Source organism: Sphingomonas sp. GW821-FHT03E12 (assembly GCF_059420685.1).
In genome coordinates, this window is record NZ_JBWKUF010000001.1 from 1,023,013 (window position 1) to 1,045,441 (window position 22,429).

General features: G+C 66.3%; 15 protein-coding genes. 11 read left to right on the top strand and 4 right to left on the bottom strand.

The window, feature by feature from the left end; genetic code table 11:
- Positions 1-21: 21 nt before the first annotated feature.
- The 6 genes from AC07TU_RS05025 to AC07TU_RS05050 all read left to right on the top strand — a co-directional run bounded on the left by AC07TU_RS05025 (position 22) and on the right by AC07TU_RS05050 (position 8,589).
- Entirely contained in the window at positions 22-1,098 is a 1,077-nt protein-coding gene (locus tag AC07TU_RS05025) for an alpha/beta fold hydrolase (RefSeq protein ID WP_495186794.1), read from the top strand.
- 35 nt (positions 1,099-1,133) lie between these two features.
- A complete protein-coding gene (locus AC07TU_RS05030) occupies positions 1,134-2,750 on the top strand; it encodes an N-acyl-D-amino-acid deacylase family protein (RefSeq protein WP_495186795.1) in 1,617 nt (538 codons plus the stop codon).
- A complete protein-coding gene (locus tag AC07TU_RS05035; protein WP_495186796.1) occupies positions 2,734-4,194 on the top strand; it encodes a serine hydrolase domain-containing protein in 1,461 nt (486 codons plus the stop codon). The genes AC07TU_RS05030 and AC07TU_RS05035 overlap by 17 nt, the downstream gene beginning before the upstream one ends.
- Before the next feature lie 22 nt (positions 4,195-4,216).
- Positions 4,217-5,218 carry a dipeptide epimerase gene (locus AC07TU_RS05040; RefSeq protein WP_495186797.1) on the top strand — a complete coding sequence of 334 codons (1,002 nt, stop codon included), beginning with the start codon at positions 4,217-4,219 and terminating at the stop codon, positions 5,216-5,218.
- Between the two features lie 34 nt (positions 5,219-5,252).
- Complete coding sequence (locus AC07TU_RS05045) at positions 5,253-6,542, top strand: metal-dependent hydrolase family protein (protein WP_495186798.1); 1,290 nt, start codon at positions 5,253-5,255, stop codon at positions 6,540-6,542.
- 67 nt (positions 6,543-6,609) lie between these two features.
- Positions 6,610-8,589 carry a serine hydrolase domain-containing protein gene (locus AC07TU_RS05050; RefSeq protein ID WP_495186799.1) on the top strand — a complete coding sequence of 660 codons (1,980 nt, stop codon included), beginning with the start codon at positions 6,610-6,612 and terminating at the stop codon, positions 8,587-8,589.
- Between the two features lie 433 nt (positions 8,590-9,022).
- Here the strand turns inward: AC07TU_RS05050 and AC07TU_RS05055 are convergent, their stop codons facing one another.
- The 3 genes from AC07TU_RS05055 to AC07TU_RS05065 all read right to left on the bottom strand — a co-directional run bounded on the left by AC07TU_RS05055 (position 9,023) and on the right by AC07TU_RS05065 (position 13,845).
- Positions 9,023-11,719, bottom strand: a complete 2,697-nt coding sequence (locus AC07TU_RS05055; RefSeq protein ID WP_495186800.1) for a TonB-dependent receptor plug domain-containing protein — start codon at positions 11,717-11,719, stop codon at positions 9,023-9,025.
- A gap of 422 nt (positions 11,720-12,141) precedes the next feature.
- The gene (locus tag AC07TU_RS05060; RefSeq protein ID WP_495186801.1) at positions 12,142-13,365 is read right to left on the bottom strand and encodes an NAD(P)/FAD-dependent oxidoreductase; all 1,224 of its coding nucleotides are present in this window, start codon (positions 13,363-13,365) and stop codon (positions 12,142-12,144) included.
- A 33-nt stretch (positions 13,366-13,398) separates the two neighbouring features.
- Positions 13,399-13,845, bottom strand: a complete 447-nt coding sequence (locus AC07TU_RS05065) for a MarR family winged helix-turn-helix transcriptional regulator (protein ID WP_495186802.1) — start codon at positions 13,843-13,845, stop codon at positions 13,399-13,401.
- A 77-nt stretch (positions 13,846-13,922) separates the two neighbouring features.
- Between AC07TU_RS05065 and hmgA the strand changes: the two genes are divergently transcribed.
- From hmgA to AC07TU_RS05085, 4 genes are all read left to right on the top strand, one after another.
- Positions 13,923-15,248, top strand: coding sequence for a homogentisate 1,2-dioxygenase (hmgA, locus tag AC07TU_RS05070; RefSeq protein ID WP_495186803.1), 1,326 nt, complete (start codon positions 13,923-13,925; stop codon positions 15,246-15,248).
- Positions 15,249-15,276: 28 nt separating this feature from the next.
- On the top strand, positions 15,277-16,536 hold the full coding sequence (gene fahA, locus AC07TU_RS05075) for a fumarylacetoacetase (RefSeq protein WP_495186804.1): 1,260 nt from the start codon (positions 15,277-15,279) through the stop codon (positions 16,534-16,536).
- A gap of 179 nt (positions 16,537-16,715) precedes the next feature.
- On the top strand, positions 16,716-19,688 hold the full coding sequence (locus AC07TU_RS05080; protein WP_495186805.1) for a TonB-dependent receptor plug domain-containing protein: 2,973 nt from the start codon (positions 16,716-16,718) through the stop codon (positions 19,686-19,688).
- Positions 19,639-21,093, top strand: coding sequence for an FAD-binding oxidoreductase (locus AC07TU_RS05085; RefSeq protein WP_495186806.1), 1,455 nt, complete (start codon positions 19,639-19,641; stop codon positions 21,091-21,093). Before AC07TU_RS05080 ends, AC07TU_RS05085 begins: the two co-directional genes overlap by 50 nt.
- Here AC07TU_RS05085 and AC07TU_RS05090 read toward each other — a convergent pair.
- Positions 21,090-21,569, bottom strand: a complete 480-nt coding sequence (locus AC07TU_RS05090) for a RidA family protein (RefSeq protein ID WP_495186807.1) — start codon at positions 21,567-21,569, stop codon at positions 21,090-21,092. The genes AC07TU_RS05085 and AC07TU_RS05090 overlap by 4 nt on opposite strands.
- A 116-nt stretch (positions 21,570-21,685) precedes the next feature.
- Here AC07TU_RS05090 and AC07TU_RS05095 point away from each other — a divergent pair, with 116 nt between their 5' ends.
- The gene (locus tag AC07TU_RS05095) at positions 21,686-22,369 is read left to right on the top strand and encodes a DJ-1/PfpI family protein (RefSeq protein WP_495186808.1); all 684 of its coding nucleotides are present in this window, start codon (positions 21,686-21,688) and stop codon (positions 22,367-22,369) included.
- Positions 22,370-22,429 lie beyond the last annotated feature (60 nt).

Sequence of the window (22,429 nt, forward strand, 5' to 3'; positions counted from 1 at the left end):
AGCCATCGAAAGGAACGCCTGATGTCCGACGCAGCGATCAAGAAGCCGGGCGGATGGAGGCGTGTCCTTCGTTGGCTGAAACGCATCCTGCTCGGCCTGCTGGCCCTCGCCATGATCATCGTGATCATCGGCACGATCTATGAAGCGCTGGGCCGCCGCAATGCACAGGCGGACTATCCCCCGCGCGGCCAACTGGTCGATGTCGGCGGGCGCAAGATGCACATCGATTGTCGCGGCACCGGATCGCCGACCGTCGTCTTCGAATCCGGGCTGGGCACCGGCGGGACGATCGACTGGACGCTGGTGCACGACAAGATCGCCCAGACGACGCATGCCTGTGCCTATGATCGCGCGGGGATCATGTGGAGCGATCCCAAGACCACGCCCCAGCACGCCGCCGCCGTGGCCGACGACCTTCATGCTTTGCTGAAGGGGGCGGGCATCACCGATCCGCTGGTGCTGGTCGGCCATTCGATCGGCGGGCCCTATGTGCGCGCTTACACAGGCAAATATGGCGATCAGGTCGCCGGGCTGGTGCTGGTCGACACCTCGCACCCCGATCAGGTCGCCCGGCTCGGCAAGGTCTCAAACACCAACGCCCATCCGGGGCAGGTCGCGTGGATCATGCACACGGCGACGAAGCTTGCATGGACCGGCGCCGTGCGGTTCCTGATGGCCAAAGCGGGGCAGGGGGACTTGCCCAAGGATGCGACGGCGAAGCTGGCCGCATACGCCAGCACCTCGGTGGTCGGCGCGACCTCGGAACTCGACGGGTTCGACGCCACGATGGACGATGCGCGTGTGGTCCGCAGCTTCGGCAACCGCCCGGTGATCGCGCTCACTGCAATGAAACCGCTCGGGCCGGAGGAGCTGCAGGGACTGAACATGAAGGCGGCGGACGGCGCGCGGTTCAAGGCGGAGTGGAAGCAGCTCGGCGCCGAACAGGCCGCGCTTTCGACCCGCGGCCGCCAGCAGATCGTGCCGGATGCCGGGCACTACATCCAGATCGACCGGCCCGACCTCGTCATCGCGGCCGTCCGCGAAGTGGTGGGCGAAGTCCGCGCCGACGCCGCCAAGAGACCGGCTGCAGGTCAGTAACAATGTCGCCGGGACACCGGCAGGGAGATGGTATGATGAAGCGTAAGATCCTGTTCGGCGCCCTGTCGTTGCTGCTGGTCGCGAATGGTCCCGCGCCCGAGTACGACATCGTGATCCGCGGCGGTCGTGTGCTCGACGGCGCGGGCAGCCCCTGGGTTCGCGCGGATGTCGCGGTGAAGGACGGGCGCGTGGTCCGCATCGGCCAGGTCTCGGGCAAGGGCGCCAAGGAAATCGACGCGCGCGACCGCTATGTCTCGCCCGGCTTCATCGACATGATGGACCAGTCGGGCAGCGTCCTGCTCAAGAGCGGCGCGGCCGAGAACAAGCTGCGCATGGGCGTGACCACGGTGATTGCGGGCGAGGGCGGCACCCCGGTACCCGCCGCCGAGATCCCGGCCTATTTCGGCAAGCTCGAGCAGCAGGGCATCTCGGTCAATTTCGGCACCTATTACTCCGCCACTCAGGCGCGGATGAAGGTGATGGGTGATGGTGCCGGATCGCCGACCGCGGCGCAGCTCGAGGAGATGGGCCGCGAGGTGAAGCTCGCGATGCAGAATGGCGCGTTCGGCATCACCAGCGCGTTGATCTACCCGCCGAGCAGCTTCCAGACGACGTCGGACCTCGTCACGCTGGCCAAGGTCGCGGCGCAGTGCGACGGTTTCTACGCCACGCACATGCGCGACGAGAGCGAGGGCCTCGTCAAGGCGGTCGAGGAAGCGATCGAGATCGGCGAGAAGGGCGGGGTCAAGGTCGAGATCTTCCACCTAAAGGGTGCCTATGCGCCTGGCTGGGGCAAGCTGATGCCGCAGGCGCTGGCGGCGATCAACGCGGCGCGGGCGCGCGGTGTCGATATCGCGGCGGACCTCTATCCCTATACCGCCGGTGGCACGGGGCTTGAGATCATCGCGCCGAGCTGGGTCTGGGCGGACGGCGTGCAGAAGGGGATCGAGCGGCTGCGCGATCCCAAGGTTCGTGAGCGGATGAAGAAGGAAGTCGCCGCGGGATCGATGCCGGGCTGGTCGAACCTCGTCCACGCCTCGGGCGGGTTCCAGAACGTCCGGCTCGCCAACGGCTTCAGCGATAAGTACCGGCCCTATCACGGCAAGAGTCTGGCCGAGATCGGCGCCGCGCTGAAGCGCGATCCCGCCGACGTCGCATGGGATATCCTGCTCGAAGGCCTGCCGAACCGCTCGGTCGCGCTCTATTTCATGATGAACGAGAAGGACATCGAGACCGCGCTCAAACAGCCCTGGGTCAGCATCGGCAGCGATGCCGCTGCGTCTGAGAAATTCGGCGAGATGGACGACCTCGGCCTGCCGCACCCGCGCGCCTATGGCACCTTTCCGCGCATTATCGCCGAATATGTGAAGCGCCGCCCGGTGCTGACGCTTGAGGATGCGGTGCGCAAGATGACCGGCTGGCCGGCGCAGCGCATGGGGCTCACCGATCGCGGACTGATCCGCGACGGGATGCGCGCGGATATCGTCGTGTTCGATCTGAACACGCTCGACGATGTCGCGAGCTGGGACAAGCCGACCGCGTCGCCGACGGGGATCGAGACGGTGATCGTCAATGGCGTCGTCACCTTCGCCGACGGCAAGCATAGCGGCGCCAAGGCGGGCAAGGTGCTTCGTCATGGCTGCGGGGTCTAAGGCGATGGCCAGCCATCTCTCTCGGCTTTGCTTGGGCGGACTTGCGCTCGCCGTTTCGGCGCCCGCTTTGGCTGCGGAGCCGAAGGTCTCGACCCCCGAAGATCTCGGCATTGCCGTTTCCGCACAGATCGCCTGCGCCGGCATCTTCGTGGCGGAGCGGCCGGAGGCCGATGTGCTGCGCCAGGACATCCATCCCTTCGCACCGTTTATGAAGGCGGTGACGATCGCGGTCGATCGCAAGGCGCGGACCGTCACGGCGTCGGCGCCGGGCACCGCGCCGCGGATCGCGCTCTATCGGCCGGTCGCCGGGTGCACCTTGCTGACCGGCGATGTTTCCACCGCCGCGCTCGACGCGCAGGCGGCGCGGCTCAAGCCGATGCGGGCGAAGGCGGCGAAGCCATGGCCGATCGGCGACGCGCCGGTAGCGAAGCTTCAGGCGGCCGCCGAAGCCAGGCTCGACCGCGCCGCGCTCGACACGGCAGTGCGTGCCGCCTTCGACGAGCAGAACAAGGACGGCTATCCCGATACGCGCGCGATCGTCGTCGTGCAGGGCGGCGCGATCGTCGCCGAACATTATGCGCCGGGGTTCGACCGAAACACCGAGATGCTCGGCTGGTCGGCGAGCAAGAGCATCATGGGCACGCTGGTCGGCCTGCTTGTCGATGACGGCGTGCTGAAGCTCGACGACCCCGCACCGGTTCCCGAGTGGAAGGGCGAAGGCGATCCGCGCGCCAAGATCACGCTGCGCCAGTTGCTGACGATGTCGAGCGGCCTGACCTTCAGCGAAAGCTATGTGCCCGGCAATGACTCGATCAAGATGCTGTTCGAGGCGGGCGACATGGGCGCGATGGCGGCGGCGAAGCCGCTGAAGGATGCGCCGGGCACCAGCTGGAGCTATTCGTCGGGGACCACCAACATCCTTTCGCGCATCGTGTTTCAGGCGACCGGCGGGACGCTGGAGGGCATGACGCGTTTCGCGCAGAAGCGATTGTTCGAGCCGACTGGCATGACCAGCGCGCTGATCGAACCGGACGAGGCGGGGGTGCAGGTCGGCAGTTCCTATGCCTATGCTACCGCGCGCGACTGGGCGCGCTACGGGTTGCTTCATCTCAACGGGGGCAAGGTCGGCGGCAAGCAGTTGCTCTCCCGCGAATGGCTCGATTTCGCGGTAGCGCCGACCAAGGCCTCGCCGCGACCCGTCTACGGCGCGCAGCTTTGGTTGAACCACGCCGAAAGCGGGGGCGAGCACCGCAAGCTCTACCCCGACCTGCCTGAAGATACCGTGATGGCGCGGGGGCACAGCTTCCAGATCGTCGCGGCGATTCCGTCGCAGGACGCGGTGATCGTCCGGCTCGGCTGGACCCCCGAGGGGCAGAGCTTCGACTGGAACAAATATCTCTCACGGATCGCGGCGGCGCTGGCGCCCGCCAAGACGACGCCTTGAATCGACCGAAGGACGAATTTCGATGACGAATACCCAGCTTTCGCTCGACGTGGCGATCGACTCGCTTCCGCTTGCCAAGCCGTTCCGCATCTCCGGCCACGTCTTCACTGAGGCGCCAGTGGTGATCGTCACGGTTTCGGACGGCATCCATATCGGACGCGGCGAAGCGGCTGGTGTGTACTATCTCGGGGATGACGTCCCGACGATGGTTGCAGCGATCGAGGGGGCGCGGGCGGCGGTCGAGGCGGGAATCACGCGCGACGGACTGCAGAACCTGCTGCCCGCCGGCGGCGCGCGCAACGCGATCGACTGCGCGCTGTGGGAGCTCGGCGCGCGGCGCAGCGACACGCCGGTGCACGAGCTGGCGGACCTGCCCCCTCCGCGCCCGCTGCGTACCACCTTCACGCTCGGCGCCGATGATCCGGAAGTCATGGCGGCGGGTGCACGCGACTTCGCGCAGGCACGCGCGCTCAAGCTCAAGCTGACCGGCGACCTCGACCTCGACATCGCGCGGGTCAATGCGGTGCGCGCGGCGCGCCCCGATTGCTGGATCGGGGTCGACGCCAATCAGGGCTTTGCGATCGGCGAGCTCGACCGGTTGATCGCCGCGCTGGTCGCGGCAGACGTGAAGCTGCTCGAACAGCCGCTGGCGCGGGGGCGCGAGGCCGATCTCGACGGCTATAACAGCCCGATCCCGCTTGCGGCGGACGAGAGCGTGCTGACGCTCGCCGATATCGACGGGCTGGTCGGGCGGTTCGACGTCGTCAACATCAAGCTCGACAAGTGCGGCGGCCTGACCGAGGGCCTCGCCATGGCGCGCCGCGCCCGCGAACTGGGCCTTGGCGTGATGGTCGGCAACATGGTCAGCTCGAGCCTGGCGATGGCGCCCGCCTTCATCGTCGGCCAGCTCTGCGACATCGTCGACCTCGACGGTCCGATCTTCCTCGCCGCCGACCGCACGCCCTCGATCGAATATCGCGACGGCGATGCCTGGTGCAGCGAAGCAATCTGGGGACGCGGATGACCGCGCCGAAACCGACAGGAGAAGGAACAGGGGCATGAAGAAGATCATTGTCGCGGCGCTGGCATGCACCGCATTCGTCCCGCCCGCGATCGCGCAGGAAGCGCCGGCCAGGACCTATGTCCAGGCCGGCCGTTTGCTTGCCGATCCGGCGAGCGGCCGGGTCGAGACGGAGAAGACGATCGTCGTCGAGCGCGGCAAGATCGTCGAGATCCGCGACGGCTATGTCGGCGAAGGCAAGGTGGTGGACCTGCGCGACGCGTTCGTCATGCCCGGCTTCATCGACAGCCATGTCCACCTGACGTTCGAATCGAGCCCGTCGAGCCGGCTGGACGCGGTGACCAAATCGACCACCGATCAGGCGTTCGACGGTGTCGTCTATGCCGGGCGTACGGTGCGCGCGGGTTTCACCACCGTCGTTGATCTCGGTGCGTCCCAAGAGGCGATCAACGCGCTGCGCGACGCGACCGCCAGCGGCAAGATCGTCGGTCCGCGCATCATTGCCGCGGGCGGGGTCGCCGCGCATGGCGGGCATGGCGATGTCCATGGATACCGGCAGGAGATCATCGACCTGTTCCGCTCGCCCACGCTCTGCTCGGGCGCCGATGACTGCGCGCGCGCGGTTCGGCAGGCAATCCAGGGGGGCGCCGACATCATCAAGACCGCCTCGACCGGCGGGGTGATGTCCAACACCGCGGCGGGCCTGGGCCAGCAGATGAGCGACGCCGAACTGGTCTCGATCGTCGAGACCGCGCACCGGCTCGGCCGCAAGGTCGCCGCCCATGCGCATGGCACCGACGGCGTCAACGCCGCGCTGCGCGCGGGCGTGGATTCGGTCGAGCACGGCACGTTCATGGACCCGGAATCGATCCGGCTGTTCAAGGCGAAGGGAAGCTATCTCGTCCCGACCCTGCTCGCCGGGGACACGGTGACCCAGCAGGCGGCGACCGCCGACTGGATGCCCGAGCCGGTCCGCGTCAAGGCGCGCACGGTGGGTCCGCTGATGGTCGATGCGCTGCGTCGCGCGCATCAGGGCGGCGTCAAGATCGCCTTCGGCACCGACTCCGCCGTGTCCAAACATGGTGAGAACGCCCGCGAGTTTGCGCTGATGGTGAAGGCGGGGATGACCCCGCTCGACACGATCCGTGCCGCGACCGTCTGGGGGGCGACGCATATCGGGCTGGAGAAGGAGATCGGATCGATCGCGGCGGGCAAGGCGGCGGACATCGTCGCGGTGCGCGGCGACCCGCTCAAGGACGTCAGGCAGCTCGAAGCGATGCACTTCGTGATGAAGGGCGGCGCCGTCGTCCGTCCGGCCGGGGAGTAATCCGGCCTCTTCGTACCACACCAGAATGAGCGGCCCCGCACCGCGGGGTACGCCGGGAGAGTGAGAGATGCGATCGATCGTGCAAAAGACCTTGCTGCCGTTCGCCCTGCTGCTGGGCGTCGGCGCATCGGGGCAGGCGCAAACGCCCGCCCCCGCCGCCCCGAAGGCGGCGCAGCCGACTCCGGCCGCCGCTCCGGCAGCGGCACCCCTGGCGCCGGGCGCCAAGCCGCTGACCAAGGAGGATGTTGACGGCTGGCTCGACGGCCTGATGCCCTACGCGCTCGCCCGTGGCGATTTGGCGGGCGCCGTCATCGTCGTGGTCAAGGACGGCCAGGTGCTGACTCAGCGCGGCTTCGGCTATGCCGATGTCGGCAAGCGCACGCCAGTCGATCCGGACAGGACGATGTTCCGTCCCGGATCGGTGTCGAAGCTGTTCACCTGGACCGCGGTGATGCAGGAGGTCGAGGCGGGCCGGATCAACCTCGACAAGGATGTGAACGCCTATCTCGATTTCGAGATTCCGGCCTATCAGGGCAAGCCGGTGACGATGCGCCAGCTGATGACGCATACCGCCGGGTTCGAGGAACATGGCAAGCGCACGATCTTCGAGGACCTCAAGTTCAACATCTCGCTGGGCGACTATGTGAAGACACCGCCCAAGCGCATCTATGCCCCGGGGACGACGCCGTCCTATTCCAACTACGGCACCGCGCTGGCGGGCTATATCGTCGAGCGCACGTCGAAGATGTCGTTCGACGACTATATCGAGCGGAAGATCTTCCGCCCACTCGGCATGGCGCAGTCGACCTTCCGCCAGCCGCTGCCCAAGGCGTTCGAGCCGCTGATGGCGGCGGGATACCGCAAGGGTTCGGACGCGGCATCGAAGTTCGAGATCGTCGGCCCGGCGCCTGCCGGATCGCTGTCCTCGACCGGTGCGGACATGGCGAAGTTCATGATCGCGCATCTCAATCAGGGCGCGGGGCTGATGAAGCCCGAAACCGCGAAGATGATGCACGACACGCCGCTGACCCTGCTGCCGCCGCTCAACCGGATGGAACTCGGCTTCTTCGAAACCAACATCAACGGCCGCCAGGTGATCGCGCATCTGGGTGACACCCAGCTGTTCCACACCGCGCTCCACCTGTTCATGAACGAGAAGATCGGCCTCTATCTGTCGGTCAACGCGACCGGTGCGGAGGCATCGGCAGGCCCTGTCCGCAAGGCGCTGTTCGAGAAGTTCGCCGACCGCTATCTGCCCGGTAACGAGATGCCAGCCACGCGAGTCGATGCGAAGACGTCGGCGGAACATGCGCGGATGATGGCCGGAAACTGGCTCAACAGCCGCCGCGGCGAATCGAACTTCTACGCACTCGCTTCGCTGGTCGGCCAGTTCACGGTCAGCGTCGGCCCGAACGGCGAGCTGCTCGTTCCGGCCCTGCGCGACATCAACAACGCACCCACGAAATGGGTCGAGACCGCGCCCTTCGTCTGGCACAACGCCAATGGCCATGGGCGGCTCGCCGCGCAGGTCGTCGACGGCAAGGTCGTACGCTGGAGCATGGACGGCCTTTCGCCCTTCATGGTGTTCGATCGTGCGCCCGCGTCCAAGTCGGCGGCGTGGATCAAGCCGGCCTTCTTCGTCGGGTTCGCCGTGCTGCTGCTCACCTTCCTGCAATGGCCGGTCTCTGCGCTGATCCGCCGCAACTACAAGGCGCCGCTGACGCTCTCGCGCCGTTCGCTGCTCGCCTATCGCGGGGTGCGGGTCGCTTCGGGGCTGGTGATCGCGCTCACCTCCGCATGGCTGGTCAGCCTGTCGACGCTCAAGGCGATCCCGTCCTTCGACCCCTGGCTGTGGTTCTTGCAGATCTCGGGGTTGATCGTCTTCGTCGGCGGCCTGCTGATCGCGCTGTGGAACCTGCGCATCGTCCGCCAGGAAAAGCGCGGCTGGTTCCGCACGATCTGGGCCGTGCTGGTGCTGCTGGCGATGCTGCTGGCGCTCCACATCGCCTGGACCTTTGGCCTGATCGCGATGACGGTGAACTACTGATCCTCACGACCGACTGAAACCGCGGCTCACCCCTGAGCCGCGGTTTCCACAATGCCGCCGCGCCCGACGATGCTCCCTTCGTCAGGCGCGGCGAAGTTGTTTCTGGAACATGGGTTCGCTGTGTTCGATCCGGCGCAGGTGAGCGTGAGGCTAGCGCGCCTCCCTCGATCGGTGGTGCGGGGGCGAGTGCCCGTTCCCATGTACGAGCCGACTCTCGAGCTGCCCGCTCGCTGCCGCACAAGCAGCAAGGACGGGTCAAGACGCCGCTACGCTTGCCTATCTGCTGCGAGGGGCGGAGGCACCGCATCGCCGTCGCGCGTTTGGCGAGCGAGCCACCACAAGGGCCGGCATTCGCCCTGCTGGGCCGCGACAAACAAAAAGAGGCGGCGGGTTGCCCCGCCGCCTCCAGTGATCTGTGGATGAAGCTCGAGGGTCAGAAGTTGAGCTTCACGCCACCAGAAACATAGCGGCCGATCACGTCGTAGTTCGGCGTGATGTACTGGGTGAGCGGCGGGTCGCGGTCGAAGAGGTTGTTGACGTTGCCGAACAGCGTGAACGAACCGACCTTGGCCTGCAGCCCGATGTCGACATAGGTGCGGCTGCCGAAGCGGCCATCGACGATCTTCTGCGCGTTGTACGTGCCGCCACCGACGTAGCGGACGCGCACGTTGGCGCCGAAGTTCGCGTTGTCGAACGCCACCGTCGTGCTCCCGCGCCATTTCGGGGTCGAGAAGGCAGTCTCGCCGCCGACGATGCCCGACACCTCGACGCCGTCGACCTTCAGATGGAGGACGTGGTTGGCCAGCGCGCGGACGGTCAGCTGACCGTTGCCCACCGCCGTGCGGTACGATGCCTCGATATCGAGGCCCTGCGTGTTGTAGTTGGCGAGGTTGAGATAGGGGTTGGTCAGCGTGTCGATTTCACCGTTCGCCTTGCGGACGATGACGCCGCCGCAGGTCGGGTCGGACGGTGCCTTGGCAAAACACTGGGTGAGCAGCGTCTGCGTCGGGATCACGGTGATGACGTTGTCGATGTTGATGTCATAATAGTCGACCGACAGGCGGAAGCCCGGGATGAAGCTTGGCGAATACGACCCGCCCAGCGTCAATGTGTGCGAGATTTCCGGCGTGAGGTTCTTGTTGCCGCCGCCATAGACGGTGACGTTGCTCTGCACTGCCCCACCCTTATAGGGGTCCTGGACGACGCCGATGTTCACCGAGCGGCTCAGATAATATTCGGTGATGCTGGGCGAGCGGATGTCGCGCGAATAGACCGCGCGCAGCAGCAGGTCGTTGACCAGACGCAGCGTGCCGCCGGTCTTCCACGACCAGATTCCGCCGCTGGTGCTATAGTCCGAATAGCGCGCGGCGCCGTTAACCTCGAGCTTGGCCACACCCTCGGCATTGAGCAGCGGCAGGTTCGCTTCGACAAAGGCTTCCTTGACGTTGAAGCTGCCGTTGGTGGCCGACGAGTTGAGCACGCTCAGCGCGTTGGCCAGCGACAGGGGGTCGACATAGTTGGTGACCTGCTTTTCCCAGCGGACGTCGGTGCCGAGCGCGATATCGACCGGCCCGGCCCAGGTGGAGAAGGGCTGGCCCGACAGGCTGGCGCCCGCCGCGTCGAGCTTGATCGTGGCGATCAGATGCGAGCCGGCAAACGCCCATTTCGCCGCGGCATCGGAGATGTTGCCGTTGCCGAGGATATTGATCGGCACGCAATTGGGATCGTCATTGGCGGTCGATGCATCGGCGTTGATCCGGCACGTCGGTGTGCCCCCGACCAGCACCGAATCGACGCCATTGGCGAAGCGCGTCTTGATCCGCTGGTTGTTGATCCCCTGATCGAGCCGGATTTCGCCGTGATCATAATAGGCGTCGTACTTCCAGCCGTTGCCGAAGCTGCCTTCCAGGCCGATCGCGCCCTCCAGATTGCGGCGGCTGTACTTCAGCGTCAGCATTTCCCGCTTGGAGCCGATATCGTCGAGGAAGCGACCGAGCAGGAACGGTCCGGTGATGCCGGCAGCGGCCAAGCGCGTGCGGTTCGCTGCGGTCAGGAACGCGTTGTCGGGCCGGATCAGCGTGCTCGCGTCGGCTGCGGTCTCAGGGAAGAGACCGTAATTGCCGGTCATGCGGTGAAAGCTGAACTGCGCCCAGACCTTCAGTGAATCGGTCACGTCATAGCTGGCACGGGCAAAGGCGTTGACGCGCTCATAGGGCGCGCTGACCGAGACATAATCATAGGTGTTCTGGCCGCCGCCGCCGACCGTCGTCGCGCCGCTGGTAACGCTGCCGAACGGGAAGGAGCCGATGCTGCCGTCGGGGTTGAAGACCAGGCCGTAGGGCGCGGCGCTGGTGTTGAGGATCGAGCCGCCATTATAGACTTGCGTCGAATTGGGGTCCCGAACGAACTTGAGCCCCTCAGTGGGGTGCACGAACAGGCCTGCCTCGAGGTTGGGACGTCCCTTGCGGGTGAGGATGCCGTTTTCCTTCATATAGTCGCCCGCGACCATGAAGTGGCCGCGTCCGCCCGCGAAGTCGGTACCCCAGGCGATGTCGGCGCCGTAGCGCCCGCCGTCGCCGCGCGACGACACGCCTGCCTGAGCGCCAAGCTTCCAGCCGGTGAAGTCATCGTCGAGGATGATGTTGACCACGCCCGCGACCGCGCCCGAGCCCCAGGCCGCCGACGCGCCGCCGGTGACGACGTCGATGCGCTTGACCAGGCTTTGCGGCACCGTGTTGAGGTCTTGCGAACCCGAGAAGCGATGGCCGTTGAGCAGGGTCAGCGTGCGCACGCCGCCAAGCCCGCGCATGTCGGCGGTCGAAACGCCGCTGTTGGTGTTGCCGGCGGTCGTCGTCGGGGTCGAGCTCGCGCGGAACTGGGGTGCGTCGTTGAGCACCTGCGCGACGCTCGGGCGGTTGCCCAGTGCCAGCTCGGCTTCACCGATCACGGTGGTCGGGGTCGGCGCGTCGAAGCCCGAGCGCTGGATGCGCGATCCGGTTACGACGACGTCGTCCTCGCCGGCGGTGCTTTCCGCGGCGGTCTCCGGAGCCGTCTGCGCATGGGCCGGGCTCTGAACGGCGACGATCGTAAGTGCAGTGCTGGCGAGCCAGCCCAGATGAACAGTTTTCATGGAAATCCCCTTCTCCTCCTCGCGGCAAATGCGTGATCAGGCCGTTTTCTCGGGATCGGTCCTGGTTGAGATTGCAGCTTGCCGAATTCTATACGGACAGACAAAATGGAGAAATTCAAGCAAAAAGAGAAAAATTTTCAAAATCGGAAAATTCATGCAGCGGCAGAGGCGCGAGATGCCGCGCACTAGAGGCCGGATTTGCGGGTATTCTGCGCGCGCATGGCGTGCGCGGGTGGCATTATGCGTGGGATTCGTACGCGCAGGCGCGGCTCAGCGGCGTCCGGTCTCCCGAAGGAAGCCGTGCCGCGGATCGCCATGTGGATCCGTTTGCTGCCGATGCCGGGGCATATGGCCCCGCCGCCGGGACCGTGAGCTCCCGGCGCGCCTATGCGGGCCGCAATGCGCGGCGCCGGCGCCCTGTCTCAGCCGGCCATTTCCTTGAGCGGGGTCGCGGCGTCGGCGAGCCGGGCGGGGTCGATCGCCAGCCGCTCGACCACCAGCTTGCGGCCCTGAACATAGTCCTTGGTCGCGTTGACGCAGTCGAGCGCGATGACCTGGCCGTCCTTGAGGTAGATGACCGAGAAGCTGCGCGTGTCCGGATCGCCGCGCACTACGCTGGCGTCATGGCCGGTCGAGAGGCCGACGGTCTGGAGCTTCAGGTCATATTGGTTCGACCAGAACCACGGGACCGCATCATAATGCGCCTCGACCCCGGCGATGGTCTTGGCCGCGACGGTCGCCTGATCGTTGGCGTTCTGGACCGACTCCAGTCGCACCGGCATGCCGTCGGCATAAGGGTTGGCATGCAGCGCACAGTCGCCGATCGCGAAGACATCGGGCAGCGAGGTACGGCAATGGCCGTCCACTGCGACGCCGTTGCCGCCCTCGGCGCCTGCGTCGATCAGCGGCTGAACCGCCGGGACGATGCCGATGCCCACGATCACCATCTCTGCGGAAATCACCTCGCCATCCTTGAGCCGCACGCCTGTCGCCTTGCCATCCGCGGTCTCGATGCAATCGACCATGACGCCGAGCCGGACATCGACGCCATGCGCGCGATGCTCGCCCTCGAAGAAGCGCGACAGCGGCTCACCCGCGACGCGCGCGAGCACCCGGTCGAGCGCTTCGAGCAGCACGACCTGCTTGCCCGCCTTGGCGAGCACCGCGGCGGCCTCGAGCCCGATATAGCCGCCGCCGATCACGACCGCCTGGGTCACGCCGGGTAGCTCGGCCACCATACGGTCGGCATCGGCGCGGGTGCGGACAGTGTGGACGCCCGTGGCATCATTGCCCGAGCAGCCCAGCCGGCGCGGCGCGCCACCCGTCGCCCAGATCAGATGGCCGTAGCCGATTGTCTCGCCATCCGCGGTGGTGATTTCATGTGCCTGCGCATCGACGCTGACGACCCGGCGGTTGAGCAGCATCTCGACCTTGCGCTCTTCCCAGAAGGCTGCCGGGCGGATCATGATGCGTTCGAACGTCTTCTCGCCCGAGAAATACTCCTTGGAGAGCGGTGGCCGTTCATAGGGAAGTTCGGGTTCGTCGCCGATGATCGCGATGCTGCCTTCGAACTTGGCCTGGCGCAGTGCGATCGCGGCCTGCGCGCCGCCATGTCCTGCCCCAACGATCACCACGTCATAGCGCATGCGAATCTTCCTCCCGTCGCGGACTGGTGCCGCCTATTCTTCAGCCGCCAATTGCCTGAGCATCGTTTCGAGCGCCCGCGCCTGTTCGGCGCCGAGGCTCTTGCGCAGCGCGCGATCGAACGCAACGGCCTGTTCGGCCAATCCGTCGAACAGCCCGCGGCCCGATGCGGTCAGGCGCAGCAATTCGGCACGGCGATCGTCGGCGGCGACGCGCTCGAGCCATCCGCCCTCCTCGAGCGCCGCCACGGCGCGACTGACCTTGGTCTTTTCGGTATTCGAACGGCGCGAGACGGTCGCGGCCGTCAGTTCGCCGTAGCTGCCGAGATGCGCGAGGATGCGCCATTGCGTGCGGCTGAAGCCGTGCGTCTCGCGATAGGTCGGCTCGAATTTCTTGCCCGTCCGTTCCCCCGCCTGATTGAGCAGATAGGGGAGGAAGCGGTCGAGATCGAAGGGCTTCCCGGAAGGCGGTCTGGCGCTCATGGGCGCTTGCTTATCGTTGCATTCGCATCTATTGCAAGAACTAATTGTTGCATATGCAACTAATCATGGAGAGTGGCATGGCGTCGCACAACATGCAGGCGGTGGGCTATATGCCCGGCTTCGGCAACGACTTCGAAACCGAAGCCCTGCCCGGCGCACTGCCGCAGGGGCAGAATTCGCCGCAGAAATGCCCCTATGGCCTCTATGCCGAACAGCTTTCGGGCACCGCCTTCACCGCACCGCGCGGGCAGAATGAGCGCAGCTGGTGCTATCGCATCCGCCCGAGCGTACGCCATGTCGGCCGCTTCGCCGCGATCGAGCTGCCGCACTGGAAATCCGCGCCCAACATCGTGCCCGGCGTCGCCAGCCTCGGCCAGTATCGCTGGAACCCGGTGCCGCACAGTGCGGGCGAGCTGACCTGGCTGACGGGCATGCGCACCGTCACCACCGCGGGCGACGTCAACACCCAGACCGGCATGGCGAGCCATGTCTATCTGGTCACCGCGTCGATGGTGGATTCCTACTTCTACTCGGCCGATGGCGAGCTGCTGGTCGTGCCGCAGGAAGGGAAATTGCGCTTCTGCACCGAACTCGGCGTGATCGAGATCGCGCCGGGGGAGATCGCGGTGCTGCCGCGTGGCCTCGTCTATCGCGTCGAGGTGATCGACGGGCCATGCCGCGGCTTCGTTTGCGAGAATTACGGCCAGCCCTTCGCGCTGCCCGATCGCGGGCCGATCGGCGCCAACTGCATGGCCAATCCGCGCGATTTCAAGACGCCGGTGGCGGCGTTCGAAAATCGCGAGGCGCCCTCGACGCTGACGATCAAATGGTGCGGCCAATTCCATCAGAGCGCGATCGGCCATAGCCCGCTCGACGTGGTTGCCTGGCACGGCAATTACGCACCCTATAAATACGACCTGTCGACCTACAGCCCGGTAGGCGCGATCCTGTTCGATCATCCCGATCCGTCGATCTTCACCGTGCTGACCGCGCGGTCGGAGATCCCGGGAACGGCGAACATCGATTTCGTGCTGTTCCGCGAGCGCTGGCTAGTCGCCGAGCACAGCTTCCGCCCGCCCTGGTATCACAAGAATGTGATGAGCGAGCTGATGGGCAACATCTATGGCGAATATGACGCCAAGCCCGACGGCTTCGCGCCGGGCGGCATGAGCCTGCACAATTGCATGCTGCCGCACGGGCCCGATCGCAACGCGTTCGAGAAGGCGAGCAACGCCGCGCTCAAGCCCGAGAAGCTCGACAAGACGATGAGCTTCATGTTCGAGACGCGCTTCCCCCAGCATCTGACCGACTGGGCGGCGCGCGAGGCGCCGATGCAGTCCGACTATGCCGATTGCTGGGACGGGCTCGACAAGAAGTTCGACGGGTCGATCGACCCCGCCTGAAGCCCTTTCACTGATTGCCGGAGATACTATGAGCCTGCTGCGATCCTGGGTCGCGGCCGCCAACGCGGCCGACACCGATTTTCCGCTCAACAACCTGCCCTATGGCGTGTTCAGCGATGCTACGCGAGGCCCGCGCTGCGGCGTCGCGATCGGCGACCGGATCCTCGACGTGGCGGCGCTGGAAGCAGCAGGGCTGTTGCAGATCGGCGAGGGGCCGCTGTTCGCAGAGCCGGCCTGGAACGCCCTCATGGCGCAAGGGCCGACGGCATGGCGCACGCTGCGCGCGCGGCTGATCGAGCTACTGGCCGAAGGTGCTGCGGAGCGCGAGGCGGTCGAGCCGCATCTGGTGCCGATGGCGGGCGCGCAGCTGCATCTGGCGTTCCGGGTGGCCGGCTACACCGATTTCTACGCGAGCCGGCAGCACGCCTTCAACGTCGGTACGATGTTCCGCGGCCCCGAGAATGCGCTGCCGCCCAACTGGCTGCACATCCCGATCGGCTATAATGGCCGCGCCTCGTCGGTCGTCGTCTCGGGCACCGATGTGCGGCGGCCCTGGGGGCAGGTGAAGGGGCCGGACGACGCCGCGCCGCGCTTCGCCCCGTCGGCGCGGTTCGACATCGAGCTGGAGCTGGGTGCGATCGTCGGGACCGGATCGTCCGATCCGCTGACCGTGGCCGAGGCGGATGCGATGATCTTCGGCTATGTGCTGCTCAACGACTGGTCGGCGCGCGACATCCAGGCGTGGGAATATCAGCCGCTCGGGCCCTTCCAGGGCAAGGCGACGGCAACGACGATCAGCCCGTGGATCGTGACCCGGGCGGCGCTCGAACCGTTCCGCGCGCATGGGCCGGTACGCGAGAAGCCGTTGCTGCCCTATCTCGATGAGCCGGGTCCGATGCTCTACGCCATCGACCTCGAGGTCGGCCTGACGCCGGAGGGTGGCGAAGAGACCGTGATCAGCCGGACCAGCTATCGCGAGATGTATTATTCCGCCGCGCAGCAACTGGCGCATCACAGCACGGCCGGGTGCCGGATGGATGTCGGCGACCTGCTCGGCACCGGTACGATCTCCGGACCAGGCAAGGATAGCTTCGGCAGCCTGCTCGAACTGAGCTGGGGCGGCAAGGAGCCGGTGACGCTTTCCGGCGGCGGGCAGCGCCGTTTCGTCGAGGATGGCGATACGCTGATTCTGCGCGGCCAGTGCCGGGGCGACGGCTATCGCATCGGTTTCGGCGACTGCAGCGGCACGGTGATCCCCGCTTTCGACGATCCGTACCGCCGGGGCTGATTCCGGAAAAATCCTGAAATTGAACGAATCTAAGCGTGGTTGTTCCGACCGCGCCGCATTCGTGCGCGCATCACCGATGTTGTCACGTATTACGAAACAGTGTTTCGCGTATTGACACGGTTTGAGTTCGGGGTAAGTTTCCTCAAAACACGTTCACAACATAAAAGAGGGGAGGCCCAATGCGGTTCAACGACGGACAAGGAGCGGGAATCAGGCTGAAGCTGCGCGTTGCGCTGCTCGCAACAGCGATTTGCGCTGTGCCTGCGGTCGCGCAGGCGCAAGACAGCGCGGCTGAGCCCGAAGCGGCGCAGGAACAGCCCGGCGAGATCGTCGTCACCGGCAGCCGCATCTCGCGCCGCGACGTCGAGGCGCCGACCCCGACCAAGGTGCTGGGCGCCGAGATCCTCGAAGCGCGCGGATCGAGCAGCATCGGCGATTTCCTCGGTGAAGTTCCCTCCTTCCGCAACACGCAGGGCCCGCAGACCAACACCGCGGCAACGCTGGGCACCGGTCAGTTCTCGGCCGACCTGCGCGCACTGGGCGTGATCCGTACGCTGACGCTGGTGGACAGCCGCCGCTTCGTGCCGTCGGCCGCGACCGGCCAGGTCGATCTCAACCTGATCCCGCAGATCCTGGTCGACCGTATCGACGTGGTCACCGGCGGCGCATCGGCCGCCTATGGCTCGGACGCCGTGTCGGGCGTGGTCAACGTGCTGCTCAACAAGCGGCTTGAAGGGATCAAGGGCGAAGCGTCGATGGGGATCAGCGATCGCGGCGACGCGCGCGAGACCCGCGCGGCGCTGGCGTTCGGCGCGCCCTTCTCCGACGGGCGCGGCCATATCGTGGTCGGCGGCGAATATGTGAAATCGCTGGGCGTCACCGACCCGTTCGGGCGCGAGTCCTTTGCCGAGCAGCCGGGCCTGATCTCCTATGTCGGCGCGCGGCCGGCGGGCACGCCGTCGCGCGTCTATGAGCGCGGCGTGACCTTCATCAACATGGCCTATGGCGGCCTGATCACCGGGGTGAACGCCGACCTCAACGCCGGCAACGGCGCCGACGTGCTGCGCGGTATCCAGTTCGGCCCGGGCGGCGTGCCGACGGCGTTCAACTATGGCAATTTCGCCAATTACGGCAGCGGCAGCACGCTGGCGAGCAACTTCACCGGCGGCAACAAGGGCCTCTATCCGCAGGACGGGTGGACGCTGATCGTGCCGACTACGCGCCGCGTCGCATTCGGCCATGTCGACTATGAGCTGACCGACAAGCTCAACGTCTTCGTCGAGGCGAGCTATGGCCGCAGCGGCGGCTACGGGAACTCGCCGCCGGTACGCGATCAGGGCGGAGCGGCGACGATCCTGCGCGACAATGCCTATCTCCACTCGTCGATCCGCGACATCATGGTCGCGAACAACATCACCTCCTTCACGCTGGGCCGGCCGTACAATGATTTCGGCCCGATCACGCGCTCGAATGAGAACACGACCGAGCGGTTCGTCGGCGGCTTCGACTATGATTTCGGCGGCGGGTGGAAGCTTGACGGCTATTATCAATATGGCCGCAACGTGCTGAACGCCAATGTCGGCAATCTGCGCCTCGAGAGCAATTTCCGCTTCGCCACCGATGCGGTGAATGTCGGCGGCCAGATCGTCTGCGCGGCGACGCAGGCGAATGGCACCGTGACCGCGACCGGGCAGGTGCTCAACCGCTTCAATTCGGCGGCCTCGGGTTGCGTGCCGATCAACCTGTTCGGTCAGGGATCGCCGAGCAAGGCGGCGATCGACTATGTCACCGGCGACATCTTCTACCAGGTCACGACCAAGCAGCAGGTCGCTGCGCTGACGGCGCAGGGCGAGCTGTTCAAGCTGCCCGGCGGTCCGCTGGCGGTGGCGTTCGGCGGCGAATGGCGCAAGGAAGAGGCGTCGGCGATCTCCGACACGTTGTCGCAGGCGAACGCCTTCAACTACAGCAATCCCAAGCCCTATGCGGGCGGCTATGATGTGAAGGAAGTCTTCGCCGAAGTCGTCGCGCCGCTGCTGCGGGACGTTTCCTTCGCCCATCACCTCGAGCTGAACGGTGCGATCCGCTACACCGACTATTCGACCTCGGGCGGGGTGACGACGTGGAAGCTGGGTGCGATCTACGCGCCGTTCCCGGATCTGCGCTTCCGTGCGACGCGGTCGCGCGACATCCGTGCGCCCAACAATGCGGAACTCTACGCGACGACCGCGAGCCTTGCGCAGCTGCGCAACCCGTGGAGTGGCGTGACGACGCAGATCACGACGATGAACCAGCCGAGCCCGACGCTGAAGCCTGAGCGCGCGGATACCTGGACGGTCGGCGCCGTGTTCACGCCCCGCTTCATTCCGGGGCTGACCGTCTCCGCCGACTATTACGATATCGATATCAACGGTGCGATCTCGAGCTTCTCGGCCCAGTCGATCCTCGACAATTGCTTTGCGGAGACGGGGACGCCGTTCTTCTGCAACTTCGTCAGCCGGACGGGGACCGGGGCGGCGACCGTGGTCGATTCGGTCGCGGTGCAGCTGCTCAACATCGCCGGGATCCGGACCCGCGGGTTCGACTTCTCGGCCGCGTACCGTACCCGGATCGGTTCGGGCGAGCTGACGCTTCGCGGCATGGCTTCGTACGTCAAGGACCTGATCTTCGACGATGGCACCGGCGCTGCGCCGCGCTTCAGCAATGGCGTGATCCAGTCGCTGGGCGGGCGGATCGATCGTGCCGGATCGGTCGGCGGAACGGCGTTCACCGCGGGTCAGCAGACCAGCGCGACCAACACGCCGAGCTGGACCGCGACCGGGTCGATCACCTGGGCGCAGGATCCGGTGACGGTCAACCTGCAGGGCCGTTATATCGGCGGCGGCAAGTTCGACGCGACGCTGGTCGGGCCGGGCGACAAATATTACGATGCCGCCTCGCCGATCTCGATCGGCAACAACCGGGTGGACAGCCGCTTCTACCTCGACCTGTCGACTCAGATCGACGTGATCAAGGACGGCAAGCGCAAGCTGCAATTCTACCTCAACGTCAACAACCTGCTGGACAAGGAGCCGCCCTTCCCGGTGGTCGCCATCGCCGGCATGTATGATCGGATCGGCCGCTACTACCGTGCCGGCCTCCGCTTCTCCTACTGACCTGTGCCTGTCCGCGCTCGGCGAAATGCTGGGCGCGGACCTGTTTGTGCAGGATGCCGACGCGCGCGCAGCCTGTCTGCGCGACATGACCGGCCACTGGCCGAGTGGTGCGCAGGCGGTCGCCCGGCCGCGCTCGACCGCGGAGGTCGCGCAACTGGTCCAGGCAGCTGCGGCGCACGGCGTCGCGATCGTTCCGCAAGGCGGCAATACCGGGCTGGTCGGCGGCTGTGCGGTTCCGGTGGAAACGCCGGCACTGCTGCTATCGACCCGCCGTCTGCGCGCGATCCGCGCGATTGATCCTCACGCACCGGCGGTCATCGCCGAAGCCGGATGCATCCTCGCCGAGGTGCAGGAAGCGGTGGCCGTGCATGGCTTCACCATCCCGCTCGGCCTCGGCTCCGAGGGCAGCGCAACGATCGGTGGCCTTGTCTCGACCAACGCCGGGGGCATCCGCGCACTGCGCCATGGCGTGATGCGTAATCAGGTGCTCGGGCTGGAGGTCGTCCTGCCCGATGGCCGGGTTTGGAACGGGCTGCGCACGCTCGCCAAGAACAATATGGGCTATGACCTCAAGCAGCTGTTCATCGGCGGCGAGGGGACGCTGGGCGTGGTCACCGCCGCTGCATTGCGGCTGGTTCCCGCATCGCGCCAGATCGAGACTGCCTGGCTTGCGGTCGAGGACCCGGCGGCGGCGCTCGCGCTGCTCGGCGCGTTGCGTGCGGCGCTGGGCGATCTGGTCACCAGTTTCGAACTGATCCAGCGGCGGGGCGTCGAATGGGGCGCGGCCGCGGTGCCCGGGTTGCGCGTGCCCGATCCCGGCGAGCATGGCTGGTTCGTGCTGGTCGAGATCGCGACCGCTGCTGCCGGGCTGCCGTTGCGCGCAGCAGTTGAGGCGGCGCTCGCGGATATTTTCGAGCAGGGGCTGGCGCGCGATGGCATGCTTGCCGAAAGCGAGGCGCAGCGGCGCGAGCTGTGGCGTATCCGCGAGGCGGTGGTGATGGGCAAGGCCGCAGGCAAGCCTTCGATCAGCGTCGACGTTGCAGTGCCGCTCGGGCAGGTTCCGGCCTTTCTTGCCGAGACGGAGGCTGCGGTCGCAGGTCTGCTGCCCGGATGCGAGACGCTTGGCTTCGGTCATCTGGGCGACGGCAATATCCATTTCTCCGTTCACCGCGGTGCGAACGACCTGGAGCGCTTCGGCGCGGCTGCGGGTCAGATCGCGACGGCGGTCGAGGCGATCGCGCTGCGGCTGGGCGGGACGATCTGCGCCGAACATGGCGTCGGACGGCGGATGCGTGCCGCGGTCGCGGACGCGCTCGATCCGGCCGAGCTCGACCTGCTGCGCGCAGTCAAGCGGGCGCTGGACCCGCATAACCGGATGAACCCGGGCGCGGTGATCGACCTCTAGTCGCGCAGCACGAAGCGCGCGTTGATCTCCACCGGGACGCCGAAGGGCAGAGCGGTCACGCCGATCGAGGTCCGGCAATGCCGCCCGCGTTCGCCGAGCACTGCGACGATCAGCCGGCTGGCACCGCTGATGACCTGGCTCTGCTCGGTGAAGTCGGGCGTGCAGGCGACGAAGCCGTTGAGCTCAAGGCAGCAGTCGATGCGGTCTGTATCGTCGCCGGTCGCCTGCGCCAGCCATGCGAGGATGTTGAGCGCGCTGAGCTCTGCTGCCTTCGCGCCGTCCTCGGTTGCGAGCTCGGCGCCGAGCCGCCCGAGATAGGGCCGCTCCCCTTCGAACTGCGCGATCATCCCCGAGACATGGAGAATGTTCCCGGTGAGGCGGTGAAGCAGGAACGGCGTGTCCTTCTGGACCACACGGGGCAGCCGGAACCCGGCATTGATGACGGCTTGCGAGATTGAAAGCGATGCGTCCAACATGTGCCCTACCGTGATTGACCTTGTCTCGGATTGCTATATTGTGTCACGTAATTCGTGACAATAGATCGTATATCGAGACAAATCGGCGATCGTTGAGCTCGCAGGGGAGAGGCGGGATGGAGCATAAACCGTTCACCATCGGCATGATCGCGTTCGATCGGATGACGAATCTCGATTTCGTCGGGCCGTTCGACATCCTCTCCCGCGTGCGTGGGGCGCAAACGATCCTGCTCGCCAAATCGCTCGATCCCATCACCACCGATTCGGGCTACCGCCTGTTGCCCGGGATGCGGCTGGCCGATGCGCCGGAGCTGGACATGATCTTCCTGCCCGGCGGGCCGGGTTCGACCGCGATGATGGAAGACGCCGAACTGCTCGACTTTCTGCGCGAGCGGGGGCCGCGCGCGCAGTGGATCACGTCGGTCTGCACCGGCGCGCTCGTGCTCGGCGCGGCGGGGTTGCTCAAGGGGTATCGAGCGGCGACCCATTGGAGCGTGATGGACATTCTCCCTGTGCTGGGCGCGACCCCGGTCCGCGAGCGCGTGGTGATCGACCGTAACCGTGTGACGGGCGGCGGCGTGACCGCGGGGATCGACTTCGCGCTGACGTTGATCGCGCGCATCTGGGGTGAGGATCAGGCGAAGCTCATCCAGCTCGGCAACGAATATGACCCGGCGCCGCCCTTCGACGCGGGAAGCCCGGATCGGGCGCCCGATGTGGCGGCGCGCTATCGCGAGCTGACAAGCGAGATGACTGCGGCACGGCTGGCGGCTGCGGAACGCGTTGCGGCGGCATTCTGACGGCAGCCTGTGTATCGGAAATTGAACTTGTAGCGTATATCGCTACTTCGTATCGTATAG

Excerpts from the sequence above, each read along its gene's own strand:
- AC07TU_RS05095 (WP_495186808.1), top strand. The coding sequence starts at position 21,686 with ATGGAGCATAAACCGTTCACCATCGGCATGATCGCGTTCGATCGGATG.
- AC07TU_RS05040 (WP_495186797.1), top strand. The coding sequence starts at position 4,217 with ATGACGAATACCCAGCTTTCGCTCGACGTGGCGATCGACTCGCTTCCG.
- AC07TU_RS05025 (WP_495186794.1), top strand. The coding sequence starts at position 22 with ATGTCCGACGCAGCGATCAAGAAGCCGGGCGGATGGAGGCGTGTCCTT.
- AC07TU_RS05080 (WP_495186805.1), top strand. The coding sequence starts at position 16,716 with ATGCGGTTCAACGACGGACAAGGAGCGGGAATCAGGCTGAAGCTGCGC.
- AC07TU_RS05030 (WP_495186795.1), top strand. The coding sequence starts at position 1,134 with ATGAAGCGTAAGATCCTGTTCGGCGCCCTGTCGTTGCTGCTGGTCGCG.
- AC07TU_RS05035 (WP_495186796.1), top strand. The coding sequence starts at position 2,734 with ATGGCTGCGGGGTCTAAGGCGATGGCCAGCCATCTCTCTCGGCTTTGC.
- AC07TU_RS05085 (WP_495186806.1), top strand. The coding sequence starts at position 19,639 with ATGATCGGATCGGCCGCTACTACCGTGCCGGCCTCCGCTTCTCCTACT.
- AC07TU_RS05050 (WP_495186799.1), top strand. The coding sequence starts at position 6,610 with ATGCGATCGATCGTGCAAAAGACCTTGCTGCCGTTCGCCCTGCTGCTG.
- AC07TU_RS05065 (WP_495186802.1), bottom strand. The coding sequence starts at position 13,845 with ATGAGCGCCAGACCGCCTTCCGGGAAGCCCTTCGATCTCGACCGCTTC.
- AC07TU_RS05090 (WP_495186807.1), bottom strand. The coding sequence starts at position 21,569 with ATGTTGGACGCATCGCTTTCAATCTCGCAAGCCGTCATCAATGCCGGG.
- AC07TU_RS05045 (WP_495186798.1), top strand. The coding sequence starts at position 5,253 with ATGAAGAAGATCATTGTCGCGGCGCTGGCATGCACCGCATTCGTCCCG.
- AC07TU_RS05055 (WP_495186800.1), bottom strand. The coding sequence starts at position 11,719 with ATGAAAACTGTTCATCTGGGCTGGCTCGCCAGCACTGCACTTACGATC.
- AC07TU_RS05060 (WP_495186801.1), bottom strand. The coding sequence starts at position 13,365 with ATGCGCTATGACGTGGTGATCGTTGGGGCAGGACATGGCGGCGCGCAG.
- fahA (WP_495186804.1), top strand. The coding sequence starts at position 15,277 with ATGAGCCTGCTGCGATCCTGGGTCGCGGCCGCCAACGCGGCCGACACC.
- hmgA (WP_495186803.1), top strand. The coding sequence starts at position 13,923 with ATGGCGTCGCACAACATGCAGGCGGTGGGCTATATGCCCGGCTTCGGC.